Raw genomic sequence first — 26119 nt, forward strand, 5'->3', positions numbered from 1 at the left:
GCGGAGCGGACACGCTTCCGCAAGGCGCCGTCGTGGTCACGCTATGCCTGATCATGGTCCTGCTGCCCGCCTGCCCGGCGCGCGGCATTGCAACTCAGGGGAGAGAGAAACGAAGAAATACCTGTCTGGACGCATCATTCCCGCCGCCGTGCTGGCCGCAACGTCGCTTGTCGTGCCCGCCCATGCGCAGACCGACACCAGCCTGGCGCAGCTTGCGCAGAAGGTCGCGCAACTCGAAGACGATGCCGCGGCGGCGCGCGACCATCAGGCGGTCGAGAACCTGTTTTCCCGGTACATGTATCTGCACAATGCGTTCGAGGACGAACAGATCATTCCGCTCTGGGCGAAGGAAGGCACGCCCGGGATGAGCGCGCAATATTCCAATCTCGGCAAATACACGAAATATGAAAAGATCATGGAATATCACAGTGGCCGTCCCTCGCCGATCGGCAAGCTGCTGTTCCATTATATCACCACGCCGGTGATCGAGGTGGCCGGCGACGGCAAGACCGCAAAGGGCCTGTGGATCGTCAACGGCCTGGAAAGCGGTCTGACCGCGCCGGAATACGCCAAGAACATGCCCGAATGGATGTTCGAGCCGGATGTCGAGGTCGACGGCAAGAAAGTGTGGATGCACAATGTCTATCTGAAATACGGCATCGACTTCATCAAGCAGGACGGCGAGTGGAAAATCTGGCACTTCCATTGCTTCGAGGTGGCGCGTGCGCCCTATTCGATGGGCTGGATCCCGTTTGCGGACGCCGCGCAGGATGACGCCTTTAATTTGGACCTCATGTATATTGGCGAAAACGGGGCCCCGATCTTCATGCCCGAGCCGGACGAGCCCGCCACGGTGATGAACAACACCTATCGCACCGACAGCGCGCAAAAGCTGGAAGCGCGCATTCCGGTGCCTTACGAGACATTCTCGGAAACCTTTTCCTACTGAAGCGCGACACGAAAAGGGGGGCCAGGCGGCCCCTTTTTTCTATCCCGACGGGATCGGATGCGAGTTCCTCGTCGCCGTGCCGTCCCACGCCGGGCCGCGCAGCCAGACGTCGCGCGGATTCAGCCGCCGACATGCGCGCGACAATGCTTAGCGTGGCCGCCCGGATCGAGCGGCAGGCAAGTCGCCGACGAAGTGCTTCTGACGAACCCTGTCGCGCCGCGTGGCGGAACAGGCCGGAAAATTGGCATGGGAATGGGTAGACCTCACCCCGATGCCGCCAACGCATCGCAGTGCGGCGCCCGGTAATCGCGCGCGCCGAAGCAGAACAGATCGGCAGAGCCGGGATCGTCCGCCATGATGAAGGCGATGCTGGACCGCCTTGCCTTTCGTCCGATCACGCGCACGCCGTCGGAGGCGCGGGCCACGCCGCCCATGGGATGAGCCGGCGCCTTTTGACCTTCATGATCCGGTGGCTGCCTGCCCCTGCGGACAGGCAGCCTTTCGAATCAGAATTCCACGCCCACGCGCACGCCGTAGGTCCGCGGCGCCTGGAACGTGAAGTCGAAATTATCGTCCGGACCGGCCGACACGAAGTTCGCATAGGACAGCGGTTGCTCATCCTCGAGATTGCGGACGAACGCCTGGATGCTCCACACCTCGCTGAGCGGCTGATACTTCAGGCTCAGGTCGGTCTGGGTATAGGCTTCCTGCTCGCCCGACCGATAGTTGAAGATGGTCGTGAAATATTCGCTCTTGAACCGCGAATAGGCGCTGGCCGTGAGCGTGCCCGCATTGCCCAGTTCGAACACGTGGTCATAGCCCAGCGTGATGGTGAACTTGGGCGATTGGGGAAGCGTGTTGCCAGCGAGGTTCGGCTGCACCAGATCTGGCCCGGGATCCAGGTCGGGAAGCCCGTTGTTGTTCGGGTTGACGGTGTCGAAGATCGCATAGGACGCGAACAGCTCGTCATATTCCGCGTTCAGATAGTTGAACGAGGCGGTGAATGTGTCGAGCGGGCTAAGCTTGAAATTGCCCTCGACCTCGAAACCCCAGATGGTGGCGGCACCGGCGTTGAACACCTGCTGGCCAATACCCGGATTAAGCAGAACCGCGGTCTGCAGATCCGTGTAATCGTAATAGAACCCGGCAGCGTTCAGGACATGCTCTCCGGTCGGTCCAAGATTCAGCTTCACGCCGCCTTCATATGCCGTGTTCGTTTCGGGATCGTACGGACCGACGCTGTCGAAACCGCCCGACTTGTACCCGGTCGATACCTTGGCATAGATCAGCGTGTCGATGTTGGGCTGATAGTTGACGCCCGCAAGCCAGGTCAGCTGCTCGTTGTCCTGCTTCTGGGGAATGATCGACGGCGGCGGTCCCTCGGGAGCGACGGGAGGCGTGTTGAAGCGGAAGCCGTAGTTCCCGAACACGCCGTCGCGGCGATCGATCGTATAGCGCAGACCGCCGACCACGGTGAACGTATCGCTGAGCGCCAGTTCCACCTGCCCGAAACCGGCATAGCTCTTGGAATCGGTGTCGCGCGTGAAGGTGTTGAGGAAGCTGCCGTTGGGCCCGATGAACGGGCTGTAGAGACCGCGCAGATTGCTCAGCTGCTCACGATAATAGAATACGCCGCCCTGATAGGTCAGCGCGCCGGCGGTGCCGTTCACGCGAAGCTCGTGGCTCTGCGTCTCGACCGTGTTGGCGAATTCGTAGAACGTGTAGCGCGGCAGGGCGAGATCGGTGTCCTGATCCGTGCGGCGATATCCGCCGAGGTAGGTCAGCGTTGCACCCCCAAGGTCGTACTGGACCTTGCCGCGCACCGCGTAGCTGTCCTGCTTGTTAGGGTTGAGCGGGATCTGCGGCACCGGGCCGTCATATGTCGAACGATCGGGGAAAGCGTCCGCGATATCGGTGTTGACCGGAATGCACTGCCCACCCGGAATCAACGGGGCGGCGTCGACAAAGCCGTTCTGCGAGCAGTCGGGACCAGGCCCCTGGCCCGGCGCATTGAAATTGTACGATGCGAAGGCACCGACGATACTCTCGTTATGCACATATTCGCCCGACAGATCGACGGTCAGCGCATCGCTTGGCATCAGGCTGATCGTGGCGCGTGCACCCACATTGTCGGCGGTGCCGCTGCGAACCTTGTCGCTGCCCGCAGCCGCGCGGTTGGGGTGGAAGAAATAGCCGTCGCGCTTGTTGTACACGCCCGCGAGGCGAAGGCCGCCGATCGGGCCGATCGGAATGTCGACGCCCCCTTCCAGCTTCCGATGGTCGTAATTGCCATAGGTTGCATTGATGTCAGCGCCGAACGTCGTGCCGGGTTTGCGCGTGATGAAGTTGATCGCGCCGCCGGTCGCGTTGCGGCCGTAAAGCGTGCCCTGCGGCCCGCGCAGCACCTCGATCCGGTCGATGTCGAACAGCGCGAGGTTCAGCACGTTGGGGCGGTTGATATATTCGCCGTCGATATTGACCGCGACGGACTGGTCCTGCCCCTCGTCGTTTGAATTGGTACCCACGCCGCGCACGGCGACACGGGTATAGTTACCGTCCTGCGTGATGTTGAGCGCCGGCGCGATGCGGCTCAGATCCTGGAAGTCGGTGACGCCCGCATCCTCGATTGCTTCGTCGCCGATGACGTCGATCGCGATCGGAACGTCCTGCACGTTCTGAGACCGGTTCTGCGCCGTGACGATGATCTCGTTTTCGTTGTATTGCGCCAGCGCAGGCGATGCCGTCACGCCGAGGGCGCAGCTCGCGAACAGGACATGCCTGTAGCGGTGTATTCTCATCAAACCTCTCCCTTTTCCGCCGGATTTTTAATCCAGATCTTTAAATAGAATTCATGTTCTATTTATAAGAGCCAGTCCTTGTCAATGGGGATTGACGCGCCGCCATCTCTCTCTTGCAATTCGAGGGGGATTGGCATGGTCCGCCTTAACCATATCCAACCCCTGCTGCGCTGCGAACGCGGCACCGGCCAGGCGGCATTCCGGATTGGAAACAAATGAAAATCGCATCGGGTTTTCGTTCCATCCGAAATTAAAATCGCGCGCACGATCAGAATTAGAATTGACGTCATTAATCTCTTGATGATTCTGTGAGAGATGCGAACTGAACCATCCGGCTCCACACCGAGTCTCGAAAAACTGTCGCAGGCGGCGATCAGCCGCCGGCCACGACAGGGGCGCAGCCTTGCCTCGTTCGAACGGATGCTGATCGCGACGCGTGCGCTGATGCTCGAACGCGGAAGCGAGGAATTCACGCTGCAGGATGTGAGCGAGCGTGGAAGCGTCTCGATCGGCTCGATCTATCTCCGGTTCGAGAGCAAGGATCGCCTCCTCTATGCCGTCATCTCGCGGGAACTGGAAACGGTGATCGAGGAAGAGGCCGCGATGGTCCGCTCTGTTGCCAGAAAATGCAGCAATCTCAAAGATTTTCTGGCCATATACATCGGCGAATATACCGCCTTCATGGGCAAGCACGCGGGCATGTTGCGGGTCATCATGCAGCGCGCCGCGATCGATCCGCTGGTGTCCGCGCCCGGCAAGGAAACGGCCTACACGGCGTTGGCACAAACGACCGAGGTGATGATGTCCTACCGGGATGAAATCCGGTCGAAGAACGCGAGGTTAAAGGCGGAAATGACGCTCCACCTCATCTATGCCGCCGTCGCCCGGCAGCTCGGTCTGGGCGCCTCGCCGGAGGCCGAGGATCCGGACGTGTGGGCCACCTTGCGTCCCGAACTGGCCGAAATGGCCTATGCCTATCTGAAGCATTCGGGCTGATTCTGCGCCGGGCATCCGGGCGAATCGCCAATAACCCGGGTTATAGCAGGCCATTACCGGGATAATTTCCGGAACGTGCGCGGCGATCCTTTGGCGAGAATTCCGGCGCTCGCGACGCGAGGTCGATGGCGCGAACGCGTCCGAACCATGCCGTTCCTCGGCCAGACGAGGAGACTACACAGCGCCCCGCCCCAAAGAACGCACCCGCTTTGCGAACTGCCGTGGACACCCATGCGAGCGCCCACAGCCGGCGTCGCCCCGGTGCGGCAGACGCGGCAGCGTGCCAGTCAAACCCCCTCGCGCCAACTCCGAGAACGACCCGGCGCGATGTCACCACGCGAGCTGCCATAGTCCTCGGCACCGGTCCGACCACGTCCGGTTTTCAGCGGCTGTTTTCGGATCCCGTCACGCGCACCCAATCGACATACATGGCCACTTCATCGCGCCGAATCCGGTCCACCGTCGCTTGCGGCATGCCCTCATACGGCGTTTGGATGCCATTGGTTTTGTACGGATAGGCGCCGCCCAGCGCAAAGTTCAGGATCATGTATTGCGGCCTGTCGTAGACCCATTCGCCGTAATGCTCGACCATCGCGCGCGTCACGCGGTAGATCGCGCGCCCGTCGACGCGAAAGACCAGCGCGGTCGGGGACCAGTCCACCGAATAGACATGCCAGTCGGTGACATCGGTGCCATCGTCGAAGAAATATTTGTTCACGAGCGGCGTTTCGCCCGAATAGCCCGGGCCATGCATGGCGACCCCGGTCCAGTCCTTTTCGCCGACATATTCCATGATGTCGGTTTCGCCCGCACCCGGCCATTCGCCATAGCCCAGCATCCAGAAGGCCGGCCACACCCCGGTCGCATCGGGCATCTTGATCCGCGCGGCGGCGGTTCCGTAGGTGAAATCGAACTTGCCCTGCGTGTTGATTCGGCCAGAAACGAAGTCCGCCACCCGCCCCGACGGGGTCACGAAACCTTCGCGAAACACAGGGCGCAGGGCGAGCACGCCATCATCGGCACCGGGCACCGATCCGGCGGGCAGGATCGCGATCGTCTCGGGCGAATCGATATAGGCCTGCTGCTCGTTATTGACCCAGAAATCCGGCCCTTCGACATTCCATCGGGTTCGGTCGAGCGTGGCATCGTTGAATTCGTCGGCGAATATCGCGTCCGCCGGCGGCGCCGCCCCGGCGACCGGCTCCATGCGCTGGCACGCGGTCGTCGTCCATAGGGCGAGCGAGATCGCGGCAATGCTGGTCAGCTTCGACATCATGAATTTCCCCCTCACATTCCGTCTCCTCGCGCGGGACAGCCCAGATCCTCGCCCACCGCCTCGGCGCGCGCCGCGCCCAGCGTCATGGCGAAACCGCGGTCTGCCGTGATGCGCAGCGCATTGCCGACATTGGCGAGATCCGCGCCCGCATCGGCAAAGCACCGCAGCGGTATTTTCATCGTGAATGGCTGACCGGGGGTAAAGCCGCGCACACGATCGGTGATGTCGAACGTCCGGTCGCCGAGCGCGAGCAGAACCGGCCCGATGCCGAGGCTGTCGATCCGCCCGTCGAGGCGCAGCGCAAACGCGTTGTTGAGCTGCCGGGACAGGTCGGCGGCGGGGCCGTCGATGCTGAAACTGCCCGGCCCGGTCCATGCGATCGCCTTGGCGTCCTCCTGCGCGTTGAGATCCACCGGGCGCACCTCGATCATGCGGCTCGCGCTCGTCGTGAGGCCCGGCCCGACCGCGCGTTTGCCGCCGTCATCGGTCACGCTCATGGTCCAGGGAGCCTGCGCCCGCCCCGCCTCGTAGAAATTCGCGACGTTGAGCGCAGCCTTCACATCGATGCCGGGATCCTCGGAAAGCTGTGCGACCGTCCGGCCATCCGTATAATCGAGCCCGTAACCGAGCGCGAACAGCGGATTCTCGACCGGCGCGCGGGCGTCGGCGGGCCAGGCGAACGGCAGCCGTCCGGTGAAATCGCGCGCCGGTGCGCCATTGGCCCGCGCGACCAGCACATCGGCAACCCCCGCCCCTTGCGAGCCGGGAAGCCATGCCGCGACGAAGGCGTCCGATGCGTTGATTTCGGGGCTGACAAACATCGGCCGACCCGAAAGGAACACGGAGACAACGGGAATGCCGCGGGCCTTCAGCTGCTTGAGTAGGGCAAGATCGGTCCTGTCGCCCGGCTGATAGGCGAGCGTGGGCACGTCGCCCTGAAACTCCGCATAGGGCTTTTCACCGAAGACGACGATCGCCACGTCGGGCGTATCGGCAAAGCTGCCGTCGGCGGACAGGTGCGCGGTGCCGCCGGCCTCGCGCACGGCGGCGTCGATACCCTCCCAGATGGTCTGCCCATTGGTGAAATCGGAGCGGGTCACGTCGGTGCCCTGCCAGCTGATGGTCCAGCCGCCCGATTGCATCGCCATGCTATCGGCGCCATCGCCCGTGACCAGCACGTTCGCACCGGAGCGGATGGGCAGGAGAGAGCCATTGTTCTTCAGCAGAACCAGCGATTTGGCGACCGCCTCACGCGCGAGCGCAAGATGCTCCGGCGCGCCGATCGCGGCATAATCGCGGCGCACGGTGGGCGCCTTGTCGAGCAGGCCGACCTTCGCCTTCACGCGCAGGATGCGGCGGACCGCGTCGTCGATCCGGTCCATCGGGATCTGCCCGGCCTCGACCTGCCGCAAGGTGGTGTCGAACAGCCCTCTCCAGCTGTCGGGCGCCATGAACAGGTCCAGTCCCGTCTCGATCGCGATGGGGCAGTCGGTTACGGTGCAACCCTCGATCTGCCCATGCGCGTTCCAGTCGCCGACGACCAAACCGTCGAAGCCCATGCGTTCTTTCAGCACATCGGTCAGCAGGCTGCGGTTGCCGTGGTTCTTCACGCCGTTCCAGCTTGAAAAGCTGACCATGACGGTGAGCGCGCCGGCGTCGATCGCCGCGGGATAGCCCTGCGCATGGAGCGCGACGAGTTCCGCCTCCGACATGCGGGCGTCGCCCTGATCCTGCCCGCCCTCGGTGCCCCCGTCGGCGAGGAAATGCTTCGCTGTCGCAGCCACGCGGTCGGCGTTCAGCACCGCCTGCGGACGCAATGCCCCCTGAAGCCCGAGGACCATTTCCTTCGCATAGGATGCAACAAGCGCCGGGTTCGAGGAATAGCCTTCGTAGCTACGGCCCCATCGCAGATCCTGCGGCACGGCGAGCGTGGGTGCGAAAGTCCACTCGATGCCGCTGCCGGCGATTTCGGCGGCGGTAACTTCGCCGATGCGCCGGATCATCTGCGGATCATGCGCGGCGCCGAGCCCGATATTATGCGGGAAAAGCGTCGCATTCGGGATGTTGTTATGGCCGTGAACCGCGTCGACACCGAAGATGATCGGCACGGCGACGCCCTGCTCCCGCGGCGCGAGCGATGCGTCCCGAAACGCCTGCACCAGCCGGTCCCAATCCGCCGCGCCCGACCGCTCGTTCTCATAAGGGCCGCTATTCCCGCCCGCCAGGATCGAGCCGAGCGGATACGCCGCCAGATCGGCCGGCGTGATCGTGCTGATGTCCGCCTGGATGAGCTGGCCGACTTTCTGACGCACGGTCATGGCCGCGATCAACCGGTCGATCTTCGCCTCGGTCGCCGTGTCGGTGATGGCCGCCGGGCTATGCGCCTCGGGCCAGAGAGCGGGATTTGCCTGCGCCGCCGCAGGAATGCCCGCCATCGGCGCGGTGCCCGAAACCGGGGGAAGCTGCGTGCACGCGGTCGTGGCCAGCGCGAGCAACGCCGTGCTCAAATATCGTTTCATGGTCTTCCTCTCCCCCCGCGCGTTTTCAGGCACGGATTTGCGGCGCGCGGATATTTGCGTCCGTCGCGAATGCCAAACCCTCGCCCGGCACCGTGAACGTTATCAAAACGGGATTTCGCACGGCTCGCCCCAAACTTCAAGCGGGTTTGCGATGGCCGCCCCGCCCGGCGACGGGAGCTCGCCTCAGCGTCGGTCCGGGGCCGGAGCGCCTGTCGAATCGCGCTCCACCAGCGAACCGGAGATCACCACCGGCATCGCGGGCAGCGGCTCGCCCGATTGCGCCGCGATGATGAGTTCGACGGCATGCGCCACCGTCTGCGCGATCGGCTGATCGATCGCGGTGAGTGGCGGATGCACGAAGCGCGCCACGGGCGTATTGTCGAAGCTGATGAGCGAAAGATCGCCCGGTATGTCGAGACCCAGCGCGCGCGCCGTTTCCATCGCGGCCAGCGTCATCTTGTCGCTGCTGGCGATGATGGCACTGGGCCGGGGATCGCTGCGCAACAATTTGCGCGCCGCGACCGCCCCTGTCTCGAACCCGAAATCGCCTGCCTCCAGAAGACCGCTCAACGGCAGGCCCGCATCGTTCATCGCGTCGCGCCACCCCTGCACGCGCCTTTCGCTCAGCCCGTATTCGGGCGAGCCGGCGATGAAGCCGATGCGCCGATGGCCCAGCGCGATGAGATGTTCGGTCGCGAGCCGGGCCGAGCCTGTGTCGTCCATTGTCATGGCAAAGCCGCCGTCGCTGCCGAGCGAACCGATCCGCGCGAACGGAATTTTCGCATGGGTCAGCAATTTCACGATCAGCGGATTGTCGGAATGCGGCGGCGTCAAGATCACGCCATCGGGCTGCAGCGCGGCGAGCGCGGCGTCGATCTCGCGCTCGACATGATCGCTATGCGTGTCGACCAGCTCGAAGATCAGCCGGTAACCGTGCTCTGCGCATTTGAGCATCCCGCCCAGCAGCATCTGATCGACCCAGTCGGCGCCCTCCCGGTCCTGCCAGTCGGAAATGGTGCGGTCCCGATCGTTGAGCGCGAGGATGATGTAGGAACGGTGCCCGCGCATGCGCTGCGCCGCGATGGAGGGGACGTAGCCCAGCCGGTCGATCGATTCCTGCACCCGGCGCGAGGTCGCGGGGCGCACGTTCGGTTCCTTGTTGATGACGCGGCTGACGGTTTGCAGGGAAACACCCGCATCCGCCGCGACATGCCTGATGGTGACCGCCTGCCGACGACGCGCCATGATGCCTGATCCTTCGTTAACTGCCCCGTGCCCCTAGCGGCTTAGCCCTGCAAATGCCAAACCTGCATGGGATCACTCGGCCTCGGCTTCACGCGCGCCGCAGTAGCGCGCGACATACGCCTCGTGGCTGGGGAGCGAGCCCACCGTCTTCGCCACGTTTTCGCGCAGCGTGCGCAGCAGCTTGTCGATTTCCTCGTCGGTCAGCTTTGCCGCGATGGGGTGGTGGCTTTTCGGGACGATGCCTTGCCCCATCATCACCTGGACCCAGCTGTTTTCGCCGAACAGCTCCTCGTTCTTGCGGAACACGCGGCCCGTTTCGCGGAACAGCGCGATCCGGTGCGCAAGGCTGTCGGGCACCTCCATCGCCGCGCAATAGCGCCAGAACGGGCTGTCCTGCCTTTCGGTGGCCTTGTAATGCAGGATCAGGAAATCACGGATCTGCACCATGTCGGTCAATTGCTGCTCGTTGAATTCGTCGATGTCGCGCGCGCTGATCGCACCGGCCGGAAGCATCCGGATGAGCCGCAGCACGGCCCGCTGAATGAGGTGGATGCTCGTCGATTCGAGCGGCTCCATGAAGCCTGCGGAAAGTCCGACCGCGATACAATTGCGATACCATTGCCGCCGCCGCGCACCCGTGACGAAGCGCAGCATGTTCGGCGCGCTGATCGTCTCGCCCTCCACCGTGGTGAGGAGGCGGTCGAGCGCGGCATCCTGTTTCAGATAGCGGCTGCAGTAAACGATGCCGTTTCCGCGCCGGTGCTGTAGCGGGATGCGCCATTGCCAGCCGGAATCATGCGCGATCGCGCGGGTGAACGGCGGCGGGGATCCGACCGAGCGGGTCTGCACCGCGATCGCCGCATCGCACGGCAGGTAATGCGACCAGTCGTCGTAGCCGGCATGGAGCGCCCCCTCGATCAGCAGCGCGCGGAAGCCGGTGCAGTCGAGGAAAAGATCACCCTCGATCCGCTCGCCAGACTCGAGCCGGAGCGCCGCGATCTCGCCGCTTTGCGCGTGGAGCTCGACCTCGGCGATCCGGCCCTCGCGGCGGATCGCGCCGTCGGCCTCTGCCATCGTGCGCAGGAACCGGGCATAGCGCGCGCTGTCGAGCTGATAGGCGTAGTTCATCCGGTCGTCGGGCAGATGCGCGAATTTGCCGGCGTAGGCGGCCTTCAGCTCGAGGCAGTAATCGTCGTAGGAGACATTGTGCCCGCGGGCCTGCCCCTCCATCCAGTAATGCTGAAACCCTGCGGCCCAATGGTCGCGCCCGGTGAGGCCAAAGGAGTGGAAATAGCCTGCGCCCACCTCGCGCCAATTGTCGAACTGAATGCCCAGCTTGAACGTGGCGCGGGTCTCGCGCATGAAATCGGCCTCGTTAATGCCGAGCAACCGGTTGAAGGTGACGAGCGGCGGGATGGTGCTCTCCCCGACCCCGACCGTGCCGATCGCGTCGGATTCGACAAGCGTGACCGCCACCGATCGGCCCAGCGTGCGCGCGATCGCGGCCGCCGCCATCCAGCCCGCCGTGCCGCCACCCGCGACGACGATTCGCCGCGGCGCATGATCCGGCCCGCTCATCGGCTGAGCGCGCGCAGGAGAAACGCGCGGAGGCGTCCGGCGCTTTCCACGGTGAGTGGGGCAAGAACGCTGCGTGCGTTTTCGGGGATATGGTCGGTCACGTCAGGCCCGTTCTCAAAGACATAATGATCGAACAATTGCCGCCACATCTGCTTTTGTTCGTCGGGAAGATCCCGGATGGAAAGAATGGCATGGTTGAGCGCGTTCTGCGGCTGCCCCATCCAGCGCGGCGTGTCCCGCCACCAGAAATTCACCAGCGCGTTGAACGTACTCAACGCCTCGACATGATGCCACCACATCGACGGAATATAGAGCGCATCGCCCGGCTCCAGCTCCGCCACGACCGCGTGGCGCAAGGCGTCGGCAAAACGGGGATGGGCGTCGAGATCGGGAGCGTGGAAATCCACCATGCTGACCGCCCGGCCCGCCGGCGTGTTGTCGATCGGTCCGAGGTAGAGATTGGCGAACTGATCCGGTGGGAACAGGGTGAAGCGCCGCCGCCCGACCGCGCAGCAGGCGAGATTGTCGGGAAAATCGTTATGCGCGGCAATGCGCGTCGCGGTGCCGATCCATATGCTGGAGATCAGCGAACGATCGCCGAGGTCGATATGATTATCCTCGTACAATCCGTCGAAGAATTCGTGCATGTCGGTGGAGGCGAGATAGACCGTCGCGGCGTCCTCCTTCCCCTCCGCCGCGTCCATCCCGCCGAAAATCTCGGGCAGCATGGCGCGCCCGCTGCGAAAATTCATGCCCATCTGCGCGTCGTAGAACAAGCGCCCGCCATCGTCCGGCGCTCCGACCGACACGGCGAAGGGGCGGTCCTTTGCCTTGCCGAGCAGATAGTCGCGGGCGGCGCGGCTGGACCTTCGCCCGGCCGCCACAAGCGGCCAGTCGGCGGCCAGCCCGCGTATGACGAAGGGTTCACTCGCATCGCGGAGCGCCGCATCGAGACCGCCTTCGCCCCCGATCGCGCGTTCCGGTACCGACGGCAGCCGGGCCAGGGGACCGGGATCGGCCTCAGCCATAACGCAGCGTTCGGTTCTTGCGATCGACCAGCCCGCCGATCTGCGCGAGCGAGCCGAGCGCCATGAAGATCGGCAGCAGATGATCCCCAGCGTGAAGATCGCCAAGGGCCGCGGGGTCGAGCGCGCGCAGGCGGTCCTCGTCAATGATGTGGAAGCCCACCAGCCGGTTCTTCGACCCGTCGTCGAGCGGAATTTCGAGCGAGAACGGTTCGAGCAGATCGTACCGTCGCAATGCGTCGAAGAATGCGCCGCTCGCCCGGTATCCCTGGTCCAGCGTGCCGAGCAGCTGCGACATCTCCTCCAGAAAAGGCGTGGGCCGTCCATCCTCGTCGAACAGGCGCACGCCATCGGCATGACCGACGCGGGGATGCGCCATGTCGATATGGACCTGCGCGTCGCCGCCGTCCCTGCTCCGCCCGATCAGAAACGGCTGCACCGCCATCGCCAGCGGACGATACCGCGCATCCCATTCCCCGTCGTTCAGGAACAGGTTCTCCCCCGTATCGAAGCCGAACAGCGCATGCGCGGTGAACGCCTGCCCTTCGGCATCGAGGCGGAACAGGATCGGGTAATGCGCCTGCACCTGGCGAAATTCGTTCGGCATGACCGGACAGGCCATGATCCCGTCACCGAATTGCACCGCGGCGCCGGTCGCCACGCGCAATTCGCCGTGGGTAGCGTTGTCGAGGACGGCATGGTCGGTGGCGATCTGCTGGGTCATGGTGCGGCGACTTCGTGGATTGCGGGGGAAAGCGCGCCGAGATAGGCGCGATTGCTCGGCAGCGCCGAGGCGAGCGCCCGGCTTCGCTGTTGAACCTGGTTCATCTGCTCCCTCACGATTGGGTCGATATCCGGATCGGCCGTGCGACGATGGTCGGGCAGACCGCCCATACCATACAGCACGTATTGATGGCTCGCCGCCGGAAAGATTTCATCGCGGTGCGGGAAATCGTAACCCGATGGCGGCTGATGACGCCAGAGCGAAAGCAGGCCCGCCAGCGAATCGGGAATGCTCGCGTCGTCGCGGTGATCGCGCCAGTATGGCTCCTCCCGACGGCTCAACACGTAATGCAGTTTCAGGAAATCGACCACCCGGTCCCAGCGATAGCGGAACAGCCGGTTGAACCTGTCGGCATGGACATCCATGCTCTCGCGGTTGGCGGGAAAATTGTCGAGCAGCATGTCGAGCGACAGTTCGATCATCACGATCGCCGACGCTTCGAGCGGCTCCATGAAGCCCGCCGACTGACCGATGGCGAGGCAATTGTTCTGCCAGAAGCGCGCGCGGTGGCCGCTCTTGAAGGCAAGCTTGCGCACCTTGCCCTCGTCGAGCGCCGCGCCGGGAATCGCGCGCGCGACATAGTCGGACAGCACCGCCATCGCATCGCCATCGCCCATATGCGCGGAGGAGAAGACGCAGCCCACCCCGCGGCGCGACGGGAGGCCGATATCCCAGAGCCAGCCGGCACGATGCGCGGTCGCATTGGTCTGCGATGCGATCGGGCTGTCGGCGGCGACCGGAACCTGCACGGCCAGCGCGCTGTCGTTGAACAGCACATCGGTGCGCGAACGCCACGCGACGCCCAGCGTGTCGCCGATGAGAGTCGCCGCGCGCCCCGTGCAATCGATGAAGAGGTCGCCCGATACCGGACCGCTCGCCTGCGTGTGAAGCACCTCGATATCGCCATTTTCAGCGCGCACGACATCGGTCACCCGGTCCGCGACATGCGCCACGCCCAGCCCGCCGCACGCCCGTTCGCGCAGCAGCACGGCAAGCTTTCCCGCGTCGAGATGATAGGCGTAATTCAATGCCCCGGCATAATCGGGCATGGCTTTTTGCCGCGGTGCGTAGCCGAGTTCGCAAATCCGCGCCTGCGGCGTCATCGCATGGGCAAAGGGGCGGTCCGGCGCGAGGCTCCACGCGGCGAGCACATCATGGGCCGCGGCCTCCGGCGGGGCGGTGAACGGGTGGAGGTAGGTATCCCCCGCCTCTCCCGAGACCCAGCCATCGAAGCGCGAGCCTTGCTTGAACGAACCATCGCATTCGCGCAGGAAGTCGGTTTCCGCGATCCCGATCCGCGAAAGCGTGCGCCGCATCGTCGGCCAGGTGCCCTCCCCCACGCCGAGCGGCGCAATATCGGGCGCTTCGATAAGCGTGACCTGCACAGATTTCCGGTCCGCGAGCCGCGCCGCGATCATGCAGGCGGACAGCCAGCCGGCCGTGCCGCCGCCCACGATCACGATCTGCTTCACCGGTTCGTGCAACGTCCATCCCCATCGCCGCCGGCGCCCCGCATGGAAGCGATTCCCATACGAGGCGCCGCGCCGTTGTCACCGATATGCAAGGCCCGGTTCAAGCCCGATCTTCAGAAGGTGAACCGCGCACCCGCCGCATAGCGGGCATAGCCCGGTTGTGCGAAGGTCACGAATTCGTCCGACCGCCGATGCCCGCGCCGGTTGGACCCGGTGAGGTTGATCGCTTCGGCAAAGATGGAGAACCCGTTCGGGAACTCGTAGCTCGTGCTCGCATCGACCTGTCCATATGCCTCGACGAAGACCGGATCGACAGAACCGCCGGCATAGAATTCGTCGCGCCAGTTATACGCGACACGCGCCTGGAACCCGTTCTTGTCATAGAACGCCACCGCATTCGCACTGTCGCTCAGCCCGGTGAGCGCGAACTGCCCGACATAGGGGCTCAGCGTCTTGTCGAACGTCGCATCGCCATTGACGATGGTATAGTTCAGGATCGCGCCGAAACCCGTGTCCCAGAAGCTGTGCTGTATCGCGAATTCCCAGCCGTGGATGTTGGCCGTCTGGTCGCTGTTGAACGGTTGCGTGATCTCGAAATTGAAAAGCTCGTCCTCGGGCAGGCCGAAGATATTGCCGGTGAGATACGTATTGCCGCCGGCCTCGGTTTGCCCTGTGACCTGCGACGAGCCGGGGAAGTTGCGCAGGATGTAATCGCGCACCAGCACCGCATCCGACGTGCCCAGCGCGGCGACCGCTTCGCGGTAACGCGGACCGGCACCCGGATTGCGAAGGCCGAACGCGGTCTGGTTCAGCTGATTCGTGGAGATGAAGTTCGACACGTCCTTGTTGAAGAAGCCGACCGACATGTAGCTGATCGGGCTGTAATACCACTCCGCCGAAACGTCGATATTCTTCGATTTGTAGGGGACGAGGTTGGGGTTGCCGAGCGAGCCGGTGCCCCCGCCGATCCGCGGGTTCGAATTGAGGATCAGCCCGCCCTGAAGGCTGGCATAATCGGCGCGCGTGATCGTGTGGCTGTAGGATGCGCGCAGCTTCACATTGTCGATCGGCTCCATGTCGAAGTCGATCGCGGGGAGCCAGTTGTCGTAATCGCCCTTGAACCGGGTGAACGACGCATCGCCGAACGTAATCGCGAATTCGTTCGCGCCGGTCCAGCGGGTGCCGGTCGGGATCGGCACCAGGGCCGAGGAATTGACCTGCGTATGATCGTAGCGGATGCCGGCAATGACATGCGCCGGACCGTCGAGGATGTCGAAGCTCAGATTGGCCTGAATGAACGGCGAGATCGTCCGCTCCTTGATCCGGCGGTCGGTCGTGAAATCGGCAAGGCAGGTGCCCGGCTCCACGGTGCCGGTCTGCGGATTGCTGCAGATATTATATTGCGAGCGCAACAATTCGGCCATCTGCACGAAATCGAACGTATAGATCGCCGGCGGCAGGTTGTCCGAACCTGCGAACCCTTCGAATGCGCTCGGCAGCGGCACGAGGTTGAAGAAATCGTCGGGAACCGCACCCGCGCCGAACGACTGCCCGCGCGGATCGACACCGCCCCACGTCTCGTTCTGAATGAAGCCGTAGGCGGACTGCACGCTATTGTCGACGAAGGAGAACCCGGCATCGATGCTGTCGAGGATATCGCCTTCATGCTCGTAATGGCCCGAAAGCTGAACCTGGTTGATCTCATCGCGGAAATAGGCGTTGCGGAAGGCATTGCCCGTCGGCGTGATCAGCGACGCATCGAGCGGGTCGATACCCGGATACATCGTGTAGCTGATGATGGGCAGGTCGCCGGTGAAATCGACGGTCTGCGACTGCACGCCGAAAATGGCGCCGCCGATCGACGTGCTCGACCCGTATTCGTTGGTCGGGCGCGATTCCGCGGTCGAATGGTGCGCGTCGAGCGTGACGATCACGCCGCCGGGCGCCTCCCAGGTGAGATTGCCGCCGAGCGACTTGTTTTCGCTGACATTCGCGGTGAGCGCACTCGAATAGGACAGATCCTTGCCCGGGCCGAAATTCTCGGAATAGAACACGGGGCCGGCGTTCGGGCCATCGGTCCATTCGCTCGACGTGTCGCCGAAATTGAACCAGATGCCGACGCTGGAATCGCGCGCCTCGACCTTGTTGCGCGAATAGGTGTAGTCGACCGTCGCGATCAGGGTGTCGGTGGGCTGGAATTGCAGAACGGCCTGACCGTTGATGCGCTCGCGGTCGATGTCGATCAGGTTGTAGGCCGCGCTCTGCGGGATTTCGTAAACGTCGTCGCCCATGGGACGGTTGACGATGTTCGCGCCCGACGGATTGAGCTCGCCCCAGGTGTTGCCGTTCGCCGCATTGACCGCGGGATCGCCGACATAGCCGTCGCGAAAACCGACGCTGGCGGAATTCACGCTGGCCTTGCGCCGCTGATACGCGCCGGACAGCAGGATGCCGAAGCGTTCGTCGGCGAACGTGTCCGAAATGATGCCGGAAATTTCAGGCGTGATGACGGTATCGCCATTGCGCGAGCTGTCGAGCACGCCCTTGGCCGCGATGCTGCCGCGCAGACCGTAGCGGTCGAGCGGGCGCGGCGTCTTGATATTGATGGTCGAGCCGATCCCGCCCGACGGAACGGCGGCGCGCCCGGTTTTGTAGACCTCGACACCGGCGACGCCTTCGGATGCGAGATTGGCAAAATCGAACGAGCGCGAGGCCGGCGCGCTTGCCCCGTCGCCGAGCGTGCTGGTCGGCATCTGACGACCGTTCAGGAGGACGAGGTTGTACTCGGGACCAAAGCCGCGAACCGTCACGGTCGAGCCTTCGCCGTTCGCCCGGTCGATCGAAACGCCGGTGATACGCTGCAACGATTCGGCGAGGTTGGTGTCGGGGAACTTGCCGATGTCCTCTGCCGAGATCGCATCGACGACGCCCTGCGCATCGCGCTTGATCCGCTGCGCATCGGCGAGGCTGGCGCGGATGCCGGTGACGACGATCACGTTTTCCTCGGCGACGACGTCGGTCGGGTCGGCGGCATCCACCGCGTCCTGGGCATGGACGATCTGGGAAGCGCCGAGCAGCGCTATCAACGACCCTCCGCAAAGGAAGCGGACGCTCGCGCGGTGTGTCTTGCCAATCATGTATACCTCCCCGATTTTTGCCGCCAGTTTGCCAGCGCGCATCTAAATGTGAACGTTCGCTTCGCTCTTCATTCTGCTTTTGTCAAGATCATTTGCGTGCGGGCACGGCGCGCCTGTGCCGGGTTCCGACCGAAAATTCGGGCTGCGGGTGCAGCGTGCAACAAAAGCGATGGCCCCGTCGCGACGTGCGCCGGCGGAGGTCATGGCGCGATGGCGGCGCCAGCCTCGCCCTCGCATGCGACGGGAAAAACGCGGCAAGCGTCGCGTGATGCGCGGAATGCACGCAGCGATGGTCGCCGAACCATGAACGATAATGTGGGGGGTAGGATGGTGAGCCCTGCTGGGTTCGAACCAGCGACCTACTGATTAAAAGTCAGTTGCTCTACCGACTGAGCTAAGGGCCCGACCATGCGGCGCAGTTACGCAGGCGCGGCGCGTGGGTCAAGACGCTTGCTTCAAAACTCTTGCGCAAAGATGGCCGACCGATAATCCCGACACCGGATCGCGCCAGTCCCGCGCAATGTCGCAGGCGGGCCGCAGCACGAAGTCGCGGCCCCGGAATTGCGCATGCGGAATGGTCAGCCGCCGATCGCTCCAGCGCCCCCCGGACCACAGCACGATATCGAGGTCGAGCGTACGCGCGCGCCATTTTTGCCCGACCCTGCGCCGTCCGAAATCCCGTTCGATTCCATGCAACAGGCTCAGCAATGCCGGCGGGTCGAGCGCGGTTTCCACCACCACCGCCGCATTGGCATAGCGGCGGAGCGACGGGCCGACCGGATCGCTTGGCATGATACGGGACCGCGCGATCACCCGCGTCTCACCCGTGTTCAGCCGCGCCATCGCGGCCGCGACGACGCGCGGCGGTGCGCCCGTGGCGGCATGCCTCACATTGCTGCCCAGCGCCACGAGATAGCGCCAGGGCGGTTCAGACATCCTCGGCAAGCCGCCGGTAAAGATCGGGCCGGCGGTCGCGGAAAAACCCCATCCCGGCCCGGTGCCGCGCCGCCCGCGAAAGGTCGAGCGCGGCGGTCAGCACACCGCTTTCCTCGCGCCCGAAATCGGCGAGCATGTCGCCCCATTCGTCGCAGATGAAGCTGTGGCCGTAGAAGGTCTGCTGCTCGCCTTCGCGGCCGATGCGGTTGGCGGCGATGACCGGCATGCAATTGGACACCGCATGGCCGATCATCGCGCGGCGCCACATGCGGCTGGTGTCGAGATCGGCGTCATAGGGTTCGGACCCGATGGCGGTCGGGTAGAACAGGATTTCGGCGCCCATCAACGCCATCGCCCGCGCGGTTTCGGGATACCATTGGTCCCAGCATATGCCGACGCCGATGCGCGTGCCGAACAGGTCCCACACCTTGAACCCGGTATTGCCGGGGCGGAAATAGTATTTTTCCTCGTACCCCGGTCCGTCGGGAATATGGCTCTTGCGATAGGTCCCCATGATGTCGCCATCGGCATCGATCATGGCCAGCGTGTTGTAATAATGGTGGCCATCGCGCTCGAAAAAGCTGGTCGGGATCGCGATTTTGAGCGTCCGGGCCAGCGCGCGCATGGCAATGACCGAGGGATGCTCGATCGTGGGTCGGGCGAGCGCGAACAGCGCCTCGTCCTCCTCCCGGCAAAAGTAAGGCCCGGAAAACAGTTCGGGCGGGAGGACGATCTGCGCACCTCTGGCGGCGGCATCCTCCACCAGCGCGGAAATCTGTCCGATATTGTCCTGCTCGTCATGCGAGGCGAGCGTGCATTGCAATGCGGCGACGGTGATCTGTGTCATGCGCCCTCAGATATGAACCCGCGCGGGCGAAGTCCACCGCCGCCGCGATTGCATCACGGACGCTTGCGGAACAGCAAGGTCATCCGGTCACTCTCGCCAATGGGGCCGAGCTCGGCCTGACGCTCCGATGCAAAGCTGGGGGCGAGTTCCCACACGCCCTTGGCATGATCGGCCGTGTCGCGCGGATTGGCGTTGATCTCGCTCGTCCCGACAAGATCGAAACCATGCGCCTCGACGAGCGCGATCACATCCTGCTGCCGCAGATAGCCCATGTTGCCGTCGGTGTAGGACGCAGGCGCCCACGGCTTTGCCCGGTGCTGCACGATACCGAGCATGCCATCGTCGGCGAGCAATTCGCGGATCCGGGCCAGCTCGCCGTGAAGGACGCCCGAACGGTGCAGATTGTGCATTTCGCGGAAGATCAGCGCGCGGTCCACCGTGCCTTCATAGGCATCGAGCGCCTCGTCATCCGATGCCATGGCCGTCATCGGCGCGCCCGAAAGATTCCATCCCGGCGCGCTCTCGGCGAACTTGCCCGGCAGGCCGGCGAAATATTCGGCAAAGCGTTCGTTATCGGAATTCGACGCATCGGGGGTGAGGCCGATGTAGCGCCCCTCCGCTCCCAGATACGGGGCCAGCACCCGCGTGTACCAGCCACCCGCGGGCATGTAGTCGATCACCGTCATCCCCGGCTTCACGTCAAAGAACGCCAGCGTTTCGGCGGGATGGCGATAGGGGTCTCGCGCGCTGTCCTCTGCCCGGACGGGGGCGGACAAGGCCGCCTGCATCGCGGGGTCGGCGGCGGCGGCCATGGCTCCCTCCCCATGATGGTCCGCCATCGCGGGCGCGGCCAGGAGCGCGAGCGGGGCGGCGGCAATCAGCATTTTCATGGACAGGATCGTCATCGGGTTTCCCTTCCCTCAATGGTTCGGCAATCGTTGCAAGGGCGCAGACTAGGCCCGCCCTGCGGCAAGGCAAGCGCCATCTCGGCGCGCGTGCTGGCATTCATGCGCCAGCGTTCCTATCTCTGCGGCCAAAGGAGACTGACGATATGGCAGAACAACAGGCAATCATCGCGGGCGGGTGCTTCTGGTGCACAGAGGCGGTGTTCAACGATGTCATCGGCGTGAGCGAAGTGGAAAGCGGCTATATCGGGGGCGACACCGCCGACCCGACCTATCGCGAAGTGTGTTCGGGCAAGACCGGCCATGCCGAGGCGATCCGCGTGACATTCGACACCGACACGATCGGCCTTGCGCAGATTTACGACATCTTCCTCGGCACCCACGACCCGACGCAGCTCAACCGGCAGGGCAACGATGTCGGCACGCAATATCGCTCCGCCATATTCCCGCTCGACGAGGAGCAGGAAACCGAGGCGCGCGCCGCCATCGAACGCGCGCAGGCCGACCATTCGGAAAAGATCGTGACCACGATCGAGGAACCGACCAAATGGTACCCGGCGGAAGATTACCACCAGGAATATTGGGAAGGCGAAGGCCAGCGCAATCCCTATTGCATGGCGACCATCCCGCCCAAGCTCGCCAAGCTGCGCAAGAGCTACGCGAATAGCGTGAAGGCGAAGAACCCGGCCTGAGCGACCGAGTTCAGGAGCGGGCGATCAGGGGGCGGCGAACCGGGCAATGAAAAACCCGTCCATGCCGCCCCCCATCGCGCCGGTTCCCGCCATCATGCCCGGATCGGTGCGGAGCCAGCCTTCTGCGGTCGGCTCCAGTCCCGCCGGCAATTCGCCGGGCGCGATGGCATCGGTCGCAAGGGTGGAGGCGCGGGCCTGTGCCTCGCCCTCCTCCGGTTCGAGCGAACAGACCGCGTAGATCATCCGGCCCGCAGGTTTGAGCCAGCCGGCCGCGCGGACAAGAAGAGCCGCCTGCAATTCGGTGAGTTCCGCGATCTGGTTCGCGCCCACGCGGTGCAGCACGTCGGGATGACGGCGGCAGGTGCCCGTCGCACTGCACGGCGCGTCGAGCAGGATCGCATCGAAGCGGGCATCGGGCTCCCAGTCGAGCGCATTCGCCTTCACCACATCGGCGCCAAGCCCCGTACGCGCCAGATTGCGCTCCAGCCGTTTCAAGCGCCGGTCCGAAATGTCGAGCGCCGTCACCTCCCAGCCATTGGCGGCGAGCTGCATGGTCTTGCCCCCCGGCGCCGCACACAGGTCGAGCACGCGCCGCCCCTCGCCAACTCCAAGCAGATGCGCGGGCAGCGATGCGGCGAAATCCTGCACCCACCACGCGCCATCGCCGTAGCCCGACAACGCCTCGACCGCGTGCCCCCGGGCAAGTTGCAGCCGCCCCGGCGCCAGTACGGTGGCATCCAGACGCTCCGCCCATATTTGCGTATCGTCGGCCACCGCAAGGGTGAGATCGAGCGGCGGCGGCTCTGCCAGTGCGGCACCGATCGCCTCCACCCGCTCCGGCCACGCTGCGGTCCAGCGCGCCCGCACGCGTTCGGGCAATGTCGGCGAGTCGGGGAGGCGCCCCTCGCCCTTCAACAGGGCCGAGAACACGCCGTGCGCCAGCCGCCGCGGCCCGCCCTCGAGCAGGGGCAGGCCTGTCGCAATGATGGCATGGGGCGCGCTCTCCAGCCGCCACGCCTGCGCCAGCATCATGCGCAGCACCATGCGCGCCTTCGCATCCTCGGGAAGGGGCTGCCGCGTGGCGCCGTCGATGGCGGCGTCGAGATCGGCAGTCCAGCGCAGCACCTCTGCCGCGATGGCAAGCGCGAGCCCCGCATCGGCATTGCGCAGGTTGCGCGTGGCCGAAAACGCGGCATTGTCGAGCGTCTCCCCACGGCGGAACACGGCATCGAGCATGCGCAGCGCGGCGCGGCGGGCGGGCAATCCGGTGGTATCGGTCATGGCCTCGCCTATCGCCCCGCATGGCGAGGCTGGCAATGATCTTTCGCCGCGGCCCTGCATTGCGCGCGCGCGCGTCGGCACCCATATTGCAGGCATGACCGATCGCAAGACAGCAGCGGCCAGGCCGCCCGAGCCATTTCGCAAGCCCGATTACTGGACCGACGATCCTGCGCCGGAACCCGGCCCCGGTTCGCGGCACGAGGATGCGGAGCGCCCCGACCCAACGCGTTTCGGCGACTGGGAAAAGGATGGCGTCGCGATCGATTTCTGATCGCGGCGCGCGCCTTCCTCAACCGTCGATCGTCTTCAGCTCGGGATGATGCTTTTCGAGGTGGCGGCGAATGATGCGCAGGTTCTTCGTGTTCGAACGGAAGAAGAAATCGAACGCATCGCCGACCAGCGGCACCGCGCCCAGCGCCGTATCGATGCCGATATTGCCCGCCATGCGCCATATCTTCCATTTCGGAATACCGAGATTGCGCGCCTCCCAAAGGATATAGCTGCCCATCGCGGCCGCCATGAGATCGCCGAACACCGGGATCAGCCCGAGAATCGCATCCAGTCCGACCGGACGGTTCATCCCCGGCACGGTAAAGCCGCGCTCGAGCATGCGCTCCAACGCCTCCACGCGTTTCAGGACCGACGCCGCATCGGTGCCGAGCCCCGGCATCTCCATACGCATGCGCTCCGCCCGTCCGGGCCGATCCGCGCCCGCGCCCTCTTCATAAGGCGTGGGCCTCCCGACGACGGGCGGACCATGGGGCGGAACGGGGCGATCTTCGGTCATGGGTGTTAACTGGGGCCGCGCGACAGCGCCGACAAGGGGTGCACCCCCAGCGATTGACGGCAAACCCCTCAAGCCCGCCGCGCACCAGCGAAAAACGCACCGGCGGACCGAACGGCACGAAAACGTTCTGCGCGCTCAGCAACGCCTCCGCATTGGCGAGCAGGAGCGCGCGGATGGCAGGGTCCGGCTCCGTCCGGGCCGAGGCGACGAGCGCATCGGCCTCTTCGGAGCAGAGCGCGTCGGTCACCGTGCAGTTGAAGCGGTTGAGATACCAGTCCGCGCGGTCGTAATCGGCGACCTCGTCGATCAGGCGGAGGTCGGCATCCGCATCATCCGCCATGCGCAGGGCGATCCCCACATTGGCAAGATCGCTTCGCAACCTTTCGAACAAAATCTCGCCGCCCCGCCCCGGCGGCAGCGCCACACTCACCGCCGGTCGCGGCTGTCCCGATGCGCGCCAGCGGGCAACCTGGCCTGCGGCAACGGCCTGCCTTTCCTCGAACGCGAGCCCGTCCCACCGCTCGGTCACCATGCCGGTGTCGCCGGGCAGACCGGGCGCGACGAGCCGCGTGGTCGGCACCCAGCCGCCCGCTATTCCGAAGGGAAGAATCAACCCGTTGCGATCGATCGCCATGGCGAGAGCCTCGCGATTGGCGGATAGCGAGAGAAACCCGTCCTCCCGCCGCGCCATGGACAGCCCGAACAGGCCGTCCACCGGATCGAGCCGGATCGCACCCTGAAGCAGACCGCCAAGCTCGACATGCGGCAAGGCATCGATGGCCCCGCCGAGCATGACATTGGCGCGTCCCGCCTGAAATATGGCAACCGCCCGCTCCGGCTCGGCGATGAGGAGATTGAGCGGGCGCGCCTGCTCTTCGGTGCCGTCCTCTGCAAGGCGGCGCGCCCCGTCGAGCACGAGCATGTCCCGCTTTTCGTCCAGCGACAGCCCCTTGTCCGTGGCGGAAATATCGGCGAGCGACAATTGCGGCTGCGCCATGAGGTTCAGGAATTCCGGGTTGGGCGCGGTCAGGCGAATCTCGATCACGCGGCAGGTGCGCGCGACGACCTCGTCGATGATGGCAAGGTCGAGACCGAAGGCCGTGCCGTCCTGTGCGGCGATCGCCTTGCGCAGCGCATCGGCCACCGCTTCGGCATCGCGGGCGCGTTCGGTATCGGTTCCCCGCGGACCGGGCCGTTCCCCCAGCCGGAAAATATAGCTGAGGCCGTCATCCGTCACGATCCAGCGTTCGGCAAGGCCCGGCTGTATCAACCCCTCTGCGTCAAAGCTGACAAGGCCGTCGTGCGTGGCGGCGCGGATCATGCCGCCCGCCGCCGTGAGGCCGCGCGTATCGGACAATGTCGCATCGCGCCCGCCCACGATGGCGATTTCGAGCACGCCGTCCCGGTCGGCCCCGCACGCGGCCAGCGCAGTGCAAAGAACGATTGCGGGCGCAGCATGGAAAAGAAACGCGAGATTGCGTGCGGAGGGAAGATTCATCGCGCCATCGTAACAGCACGCCCCCCACCGGTCAGCAGCCAAATGCACGCATGCGATGCACGCGCCGAGTGGAAAGGGTCAGCTTGGCGAAACGTTGCCGAGCGCGCCTTCGCGCGGGGCGGGTTCGCTTTCGTCGATGGGAAATTGCACCAGCGACGAATCGATTTCCGTGTCGAACGCGATGCCGCAGCGATCTCCGGCGGACCACGCAACCTGTCCCGCGACCCAGCCGATCCGCGGCAGCGTCACCCAGATCGCCTGTCCGCGCGTCACGCGCATCGCCCCTTCGGCAAGGGTGCCCGCATCGGAGATATTGCGCAGCTTCACCCGATAGGGCGCACCGTCGCGTTCCAGCCGTACCTCTGTGACGAGGAACAGCGATTCGCGTTCATGACGCCGGGAATTGACGCCCTTGGCGGTCATCTGGGTCCTGTCGCCCATCTGGGCCCTGTCGCCTTGTGTCATGTGCCTATCCCGAATGCAGCCGCCGTTGCCCGCGGTTTGAAAAGAAGTGCCGCACACACTCCCGCCAAAAGGTTAAGGTAAATTTAACGAAGCGGGAAACCAGTGTGCAGCGCGTTCTGCCTTTCCAGTGTCTCAAACAGGCACAGTCCCCGCCGCACCCGGCTGCCCCCGCCGGTTCAGTCGTCGCGAGAGATTTTTTCGCGACGCTCGTGTGCTTCCTGCGCCTCCACCGTCATGGTCGCGACCGGGCGCGCGATCAGCCGGCCTATGCCGATGGGATCGCCCGTCACTTCGCAATAACCGTATTCGCCTTCGTCGATGCGGCGCAGGGCCGAATCGATCTTCGCGATGAGCTTGCGCTGCCGGTCGCGGGTGCGCAATTCGATGCCCCAATCGGTCTCGCTCGACGCGCGATCGTTGAGATCGGGTTCGCGCAACGGACCATCCTGCAATTGCTGCAACGTGCCGGCCGATGCGTTGAAAATCGAATTCTTCCATTCGGTCAGCAGGCTGCGAAAGAATTCCTGCTGATCCTCGTTCATGTATGGCTCGTCCGCGCTCGGGACGTAATCGCCCTCCACCTTGCGGCGCGCCTTGGCCAATACGTCCAGTTCCGATCCAACCCCGTCCATTTCACATTCCTCGCCATCGCGACACCGGCCGGGCGCGTGGCCCCGGCCTTCCCCATGGCGCGGCGCTATAGTTACAAGCCATACCGCGCACAAGCATGCTGATGCCCGATCGCCTAGCCCAGCCTCCCTTAAGCTTTCCCGAACACCGGGAAATCCGTCCATTTCGGTCGCGAAAGTGAAATACCGTCACGCTGCGGCAACGCGAGCCGCGTAATCTGTGGGTCATAACAAAGCGTTTTGTCGGAGTAGAGCCCATGCAACGAGCCCGCGTTAACCTGTTCTTGATCCACATGCGCA

General features: G+C 64.5%; 22 protein-coding genes and 1 tRNA gene. 4 read left to right on the top strand and 19 right to left on the bottom strand.

The features are described from left to right. Nucleotides 1-43 precede the first annotated feature (43 nt). A complete protein-coding gene (locus JD971_RS04455) occupies nt 44-949 on the top strand; it encodes a nuclear transport factor 2 family protein (protein ID WP_202086212.1) in 906 nt (301 codons plus the stop codon). 263 nt (nt 950-1212) lie between these two features. Here the strand turns inward: JD971_RS04455 and JD971_RS04460 are convergent, their stop codons facing one another. Both JD971_RS04460 and JD971_RS04465 read right to left on the bottom strand, forming a co-directional pair. After that, a complete protein-coding gene (locus JD971_RS04460; RefSeq protein ID WP_202086213.1) occupies nt 1213-1383 on the bottom strand; it encodes a hypothetical protein in 171 nt (56 codons plus the stop codon). Nucleotides 1384-1455: 72 nt separating this feature from the next. Beyond that, the gene (locus JD971_RS04465; RefSeq protein WP_202086214.1) at nt 1456-3747 is read right to left on the bottom strand and encodes a TonB-dependent receptor; all 2292 of its coding nucleotides are present in this window, start codon (nt 3745-3747) and stop codon (nt 1456-1458) included. A 315-nt stretch (nt 3748-4062) separates the two neighbouring features. Here JD971_RS04465 and JD971_RS04470 point away from each other — a divergent pair, with 315 nt between their 5' ends. After that, a complete protein-coding gene (locus tag JD971_RS04470) occupies nt 4063-4743 on the top strand; it encodes a TetR/AcrR family transcriptional regulator (RefSeq protein ID WP_202086216.1) in 681 nt (226 codons plus the stop codon). A gap of 382 nt (nt 4744-5125) precedes the next feature. On the opposite strand, the gene JD971_RS04475 is transcribed toward JD971_RS04470, so the two are convergent. The 12 genes from JD971_RS04475 to JD971_RS04530 all read right to left on the bottom strand — a co-directional run bounded on the left by JD971_RS04475 (nt 5126) and on the right by JD971_RS04530 (nt 20467). Beyond that, nucleotides 5126-6034, bottom strand: coding sequence for a family 16 glycosylhydrolase (locus JD971_RS04475; protein WP_236672269.1), 909 nt, complete (start codon nt 6032-6034; stop codon nt 5126-5128). After that, on the bottom strand, nt 6031-8538 hold the full coding sequence (locus JD971_RS04480) for a glycoside hydrolase family 3 N-terminal domain-containing protein (RefSeq protein WP_371809713.1): 2508 nt from the start codon (nt 8536-8538) through the stop codon (nt 6031-6033). Before JD971_RS04480 ends, JD971_RS04475 begins: the two co-directional genes overlap by 4 nt. Nucleotides 8539-8721: 183 nt before the next feature. After that, complete coding sequence (locus JD971_RS04485) at nt 8722-9783, bottom strand: LacI family DNA-binding transcriptional regulator (protein WP_202086217.1); 1062 nt, start codon at nt 9781-9783, stop codon at nt 8722-8724. 72 nt (nt 9784-9855) lie between these two features. Further along, complete coding sequence (locus JD971_RS04490) at nt 9856-11361, bottom strand: tryptophan halogenase family protein (RefSeq protein WP_202086218.1); 1506 nt, start codon at nt 11359-11361, stop codon at nt 9856-9858. Then, complete coding sequence (locus tag JD971_RS04495) at nt 11358-12389, bottom strand: cupin-like domain-containing protein (protein ID WP_202086220.1); 1032 nt, start codon at nt 12387-12389, stop codon at nt 11358-11360. The genes JD971_RS04490 and JD971_RS04495 overlap by 4 nt, the downstream gene beginning before the upstream one ends. Beyond that, nucleotides 12382-13110, bottom strand: coding sequence for a SapC family protein (locus JD971_RS04500; protein ID WP_202086221.1), 729 nt, complete (start codon nt 13108-13110; stop codon nt 12382-12384). Before JD971_RS04500 ends, JD971_RS04495 begins: the two co-directional genes overlap by 8 nt. Further along, nucleotides 13107-14654, bottom strand: coding sequence for a tryptophan halogenase family protein (locus tag JD971_RS04505; RefSeq protein ID WP_202086222.1), 1548 nt, complete (start codon nt 14652-14654; stop codon nt 13107-13109). The genes JD971_RS04500 and JD971_RS04505 overlap by 4 nt, the downstream gene beginning before the upstream one ends. 101 nt (nt 14655-14755) lie before the next feature. Beyond that, nucleotides 14756-17779, bottom strand: a complete 3024-nt coding sequence (locus JD971_RS04510; protein WP_202086223.1) for a TonB-dependent receptor — start codon at nt 17777-17779, stop codon at nt 14756-14758. Nucleotides 17780-18107: 328 nt separating this feature from the next. Continuing rightward, nucleotides 18108-18183, bottom strand: a tRNA-Lys gene (locus JD971_RS04515). A 37-nt stretch (nt 18184-18220) separates the two neighbouring features. Continuing rightward, the gene (gene folK, locus JD971_RS04520) at nt 18221-18715 is read right to left on the bottom strand and encodes a 2-amino-4-hydroxy-6-hydroxymethyldihydropteridine diphosphokinase (RefSeq protein WP_202086224.1); all 495 of its coding nucleotides are present in this window, start codon (nt 18713-18715) and stop codon (nt 18221-18223) included. Then, nucleotides 18708-19562 carry an N-carbamoylputrescine amidase gene (gene aguB, locus JD971_RS04525; protein ID WP_202086225.1) on the bottom strand — a complete coding sequence of 285 codons (855 nt, stop codon included), beginning with the start codon at nt 19560-19562 and terminating at the stop codon, nt 18708-18710. Before aguB ends, folK begins: the two co-directional genes overlap by 8 nt. A 53-nt stretch (nt 19563-19615) precedes the next feature. Continuing rightward, nucleotides 19616-20467: a class I SAM-dependent methyltransferase gene (locus tag JD971_RS04530; RefSeq protein ID WP_236672270.1), complete on the bottom strand. Its 852-nt coding sequence runs from the start codon at nt 20465-20467 to the stop codon at nt 19616-19618. Between the two features lie 146 nt (nt 20468-20613). On the opposite strand from JD971_RS04530, the gene msrA reads away from it, so the two are divergent. Further along, entirely contained in the window at nt 20614-21159 is a 546-nt protein-coding gene (gene msrA, locus JD971_RS04535) for a peptide-methionine (S)-S-oxide reductase MsrA (RefSeq protein ID WP_202086227.1), read from the top strand. 24 nt (nt 21160-21183) lie between these two features. On the opposite strand, the gene JD971_RS04540 is transcribed toward msrA, so the two are convergent. Further along, a complete protein-coding gene (locus JD971_RS04540; protein ID WP_202086228.1) occupies nt 21184-22440 on the bottom strand; it encodes an RsmB/NOP family class I SAM-dependent RNA methyltransferase in 1257 nt (418 codons plus the stop codon). Between the two features lie 94 nt (nt 22441-22534). On the opposite strand from JD971_RS04540, the gene JD971_RS04545 reads away from it, so the two are divergent. Then, nucleotides 22535-22711 carry a DUF1674 domain-containing protein gene (locus JD971_RS04545; protein WP_202086229.1) on the top strand — a complete coding sequence of 59 codons (177 nt, stop codon included), beginning with the start codon at nt 22535-22537 and terminating at the stop codon, nt 22709-22711. Between the two features lie 18 nt (nt 22712-22729). On the opposite strand, the gene JD971_RS04550 is transcribed toward JD971_RS04545, so the two are convergent. The 4 genes from JD971_RS04550 to dksA form a co-directional block, all read right to left on the bottom strand. Further along, entirely contained in the window at nt 22730-23122 is a 393-nt protein-coding gene (locus JD971_RS04550; RefSeq protein WP_299309923.1) for a DUF4112 domain-containing protein, read from the bottom strand. 40 nt (nt 23123-23162) lie between these two features. Continuing rightward, nucleotides 23163-24725 carry an ABC transporter substrate-binding protein gene (locus JD971_RS04555; RefSeq protein WP_202086230.1) on the bottom strand — a complete coding sequence of 521 codons (1563 nt, stop codon included), beginning with the start codon at nt 24723-24725 and terminating at the stop codon, nt 23163-23165. Nucleotides 24726-24803: 78 nt separating this feature from the next. Then, a complete protein-coding gene (locus JD971_RS04560) occupies nt 24804-25166 on the bottom strand; it encodes a PilZ domain-containing protein (RefSeq protein WP_202086233.1) in 363 nt (120 codons plus the stop codon). Nucleotides 25167-25366: 200 nt separating this feature from the next. Further along, nucleotides 25367-25822 carry an RNA polymerase-binding protein DksA gene (dksA, locus tag JD971_RS04565; protein WP_202086237.1) on the bottom strand — a complete coding sequence of 152 codons (456 nt, stop codon included), beginning with the start codon at nt 25820-25822 and terminating at the stop codon, nt 25367-25369. Between the last annotated feature and the right edge of the window lie 297 nt (nt 25823-26119).

This window comes from Croceicoccus sp. YJ47 (assembly GCF_016745095.1).
Lineage (GTDB): Bacteria > Pseudomonadota > Alphaproteobacteria > Sphingomonadales > Sphingomonadaceae > Croceicoccus.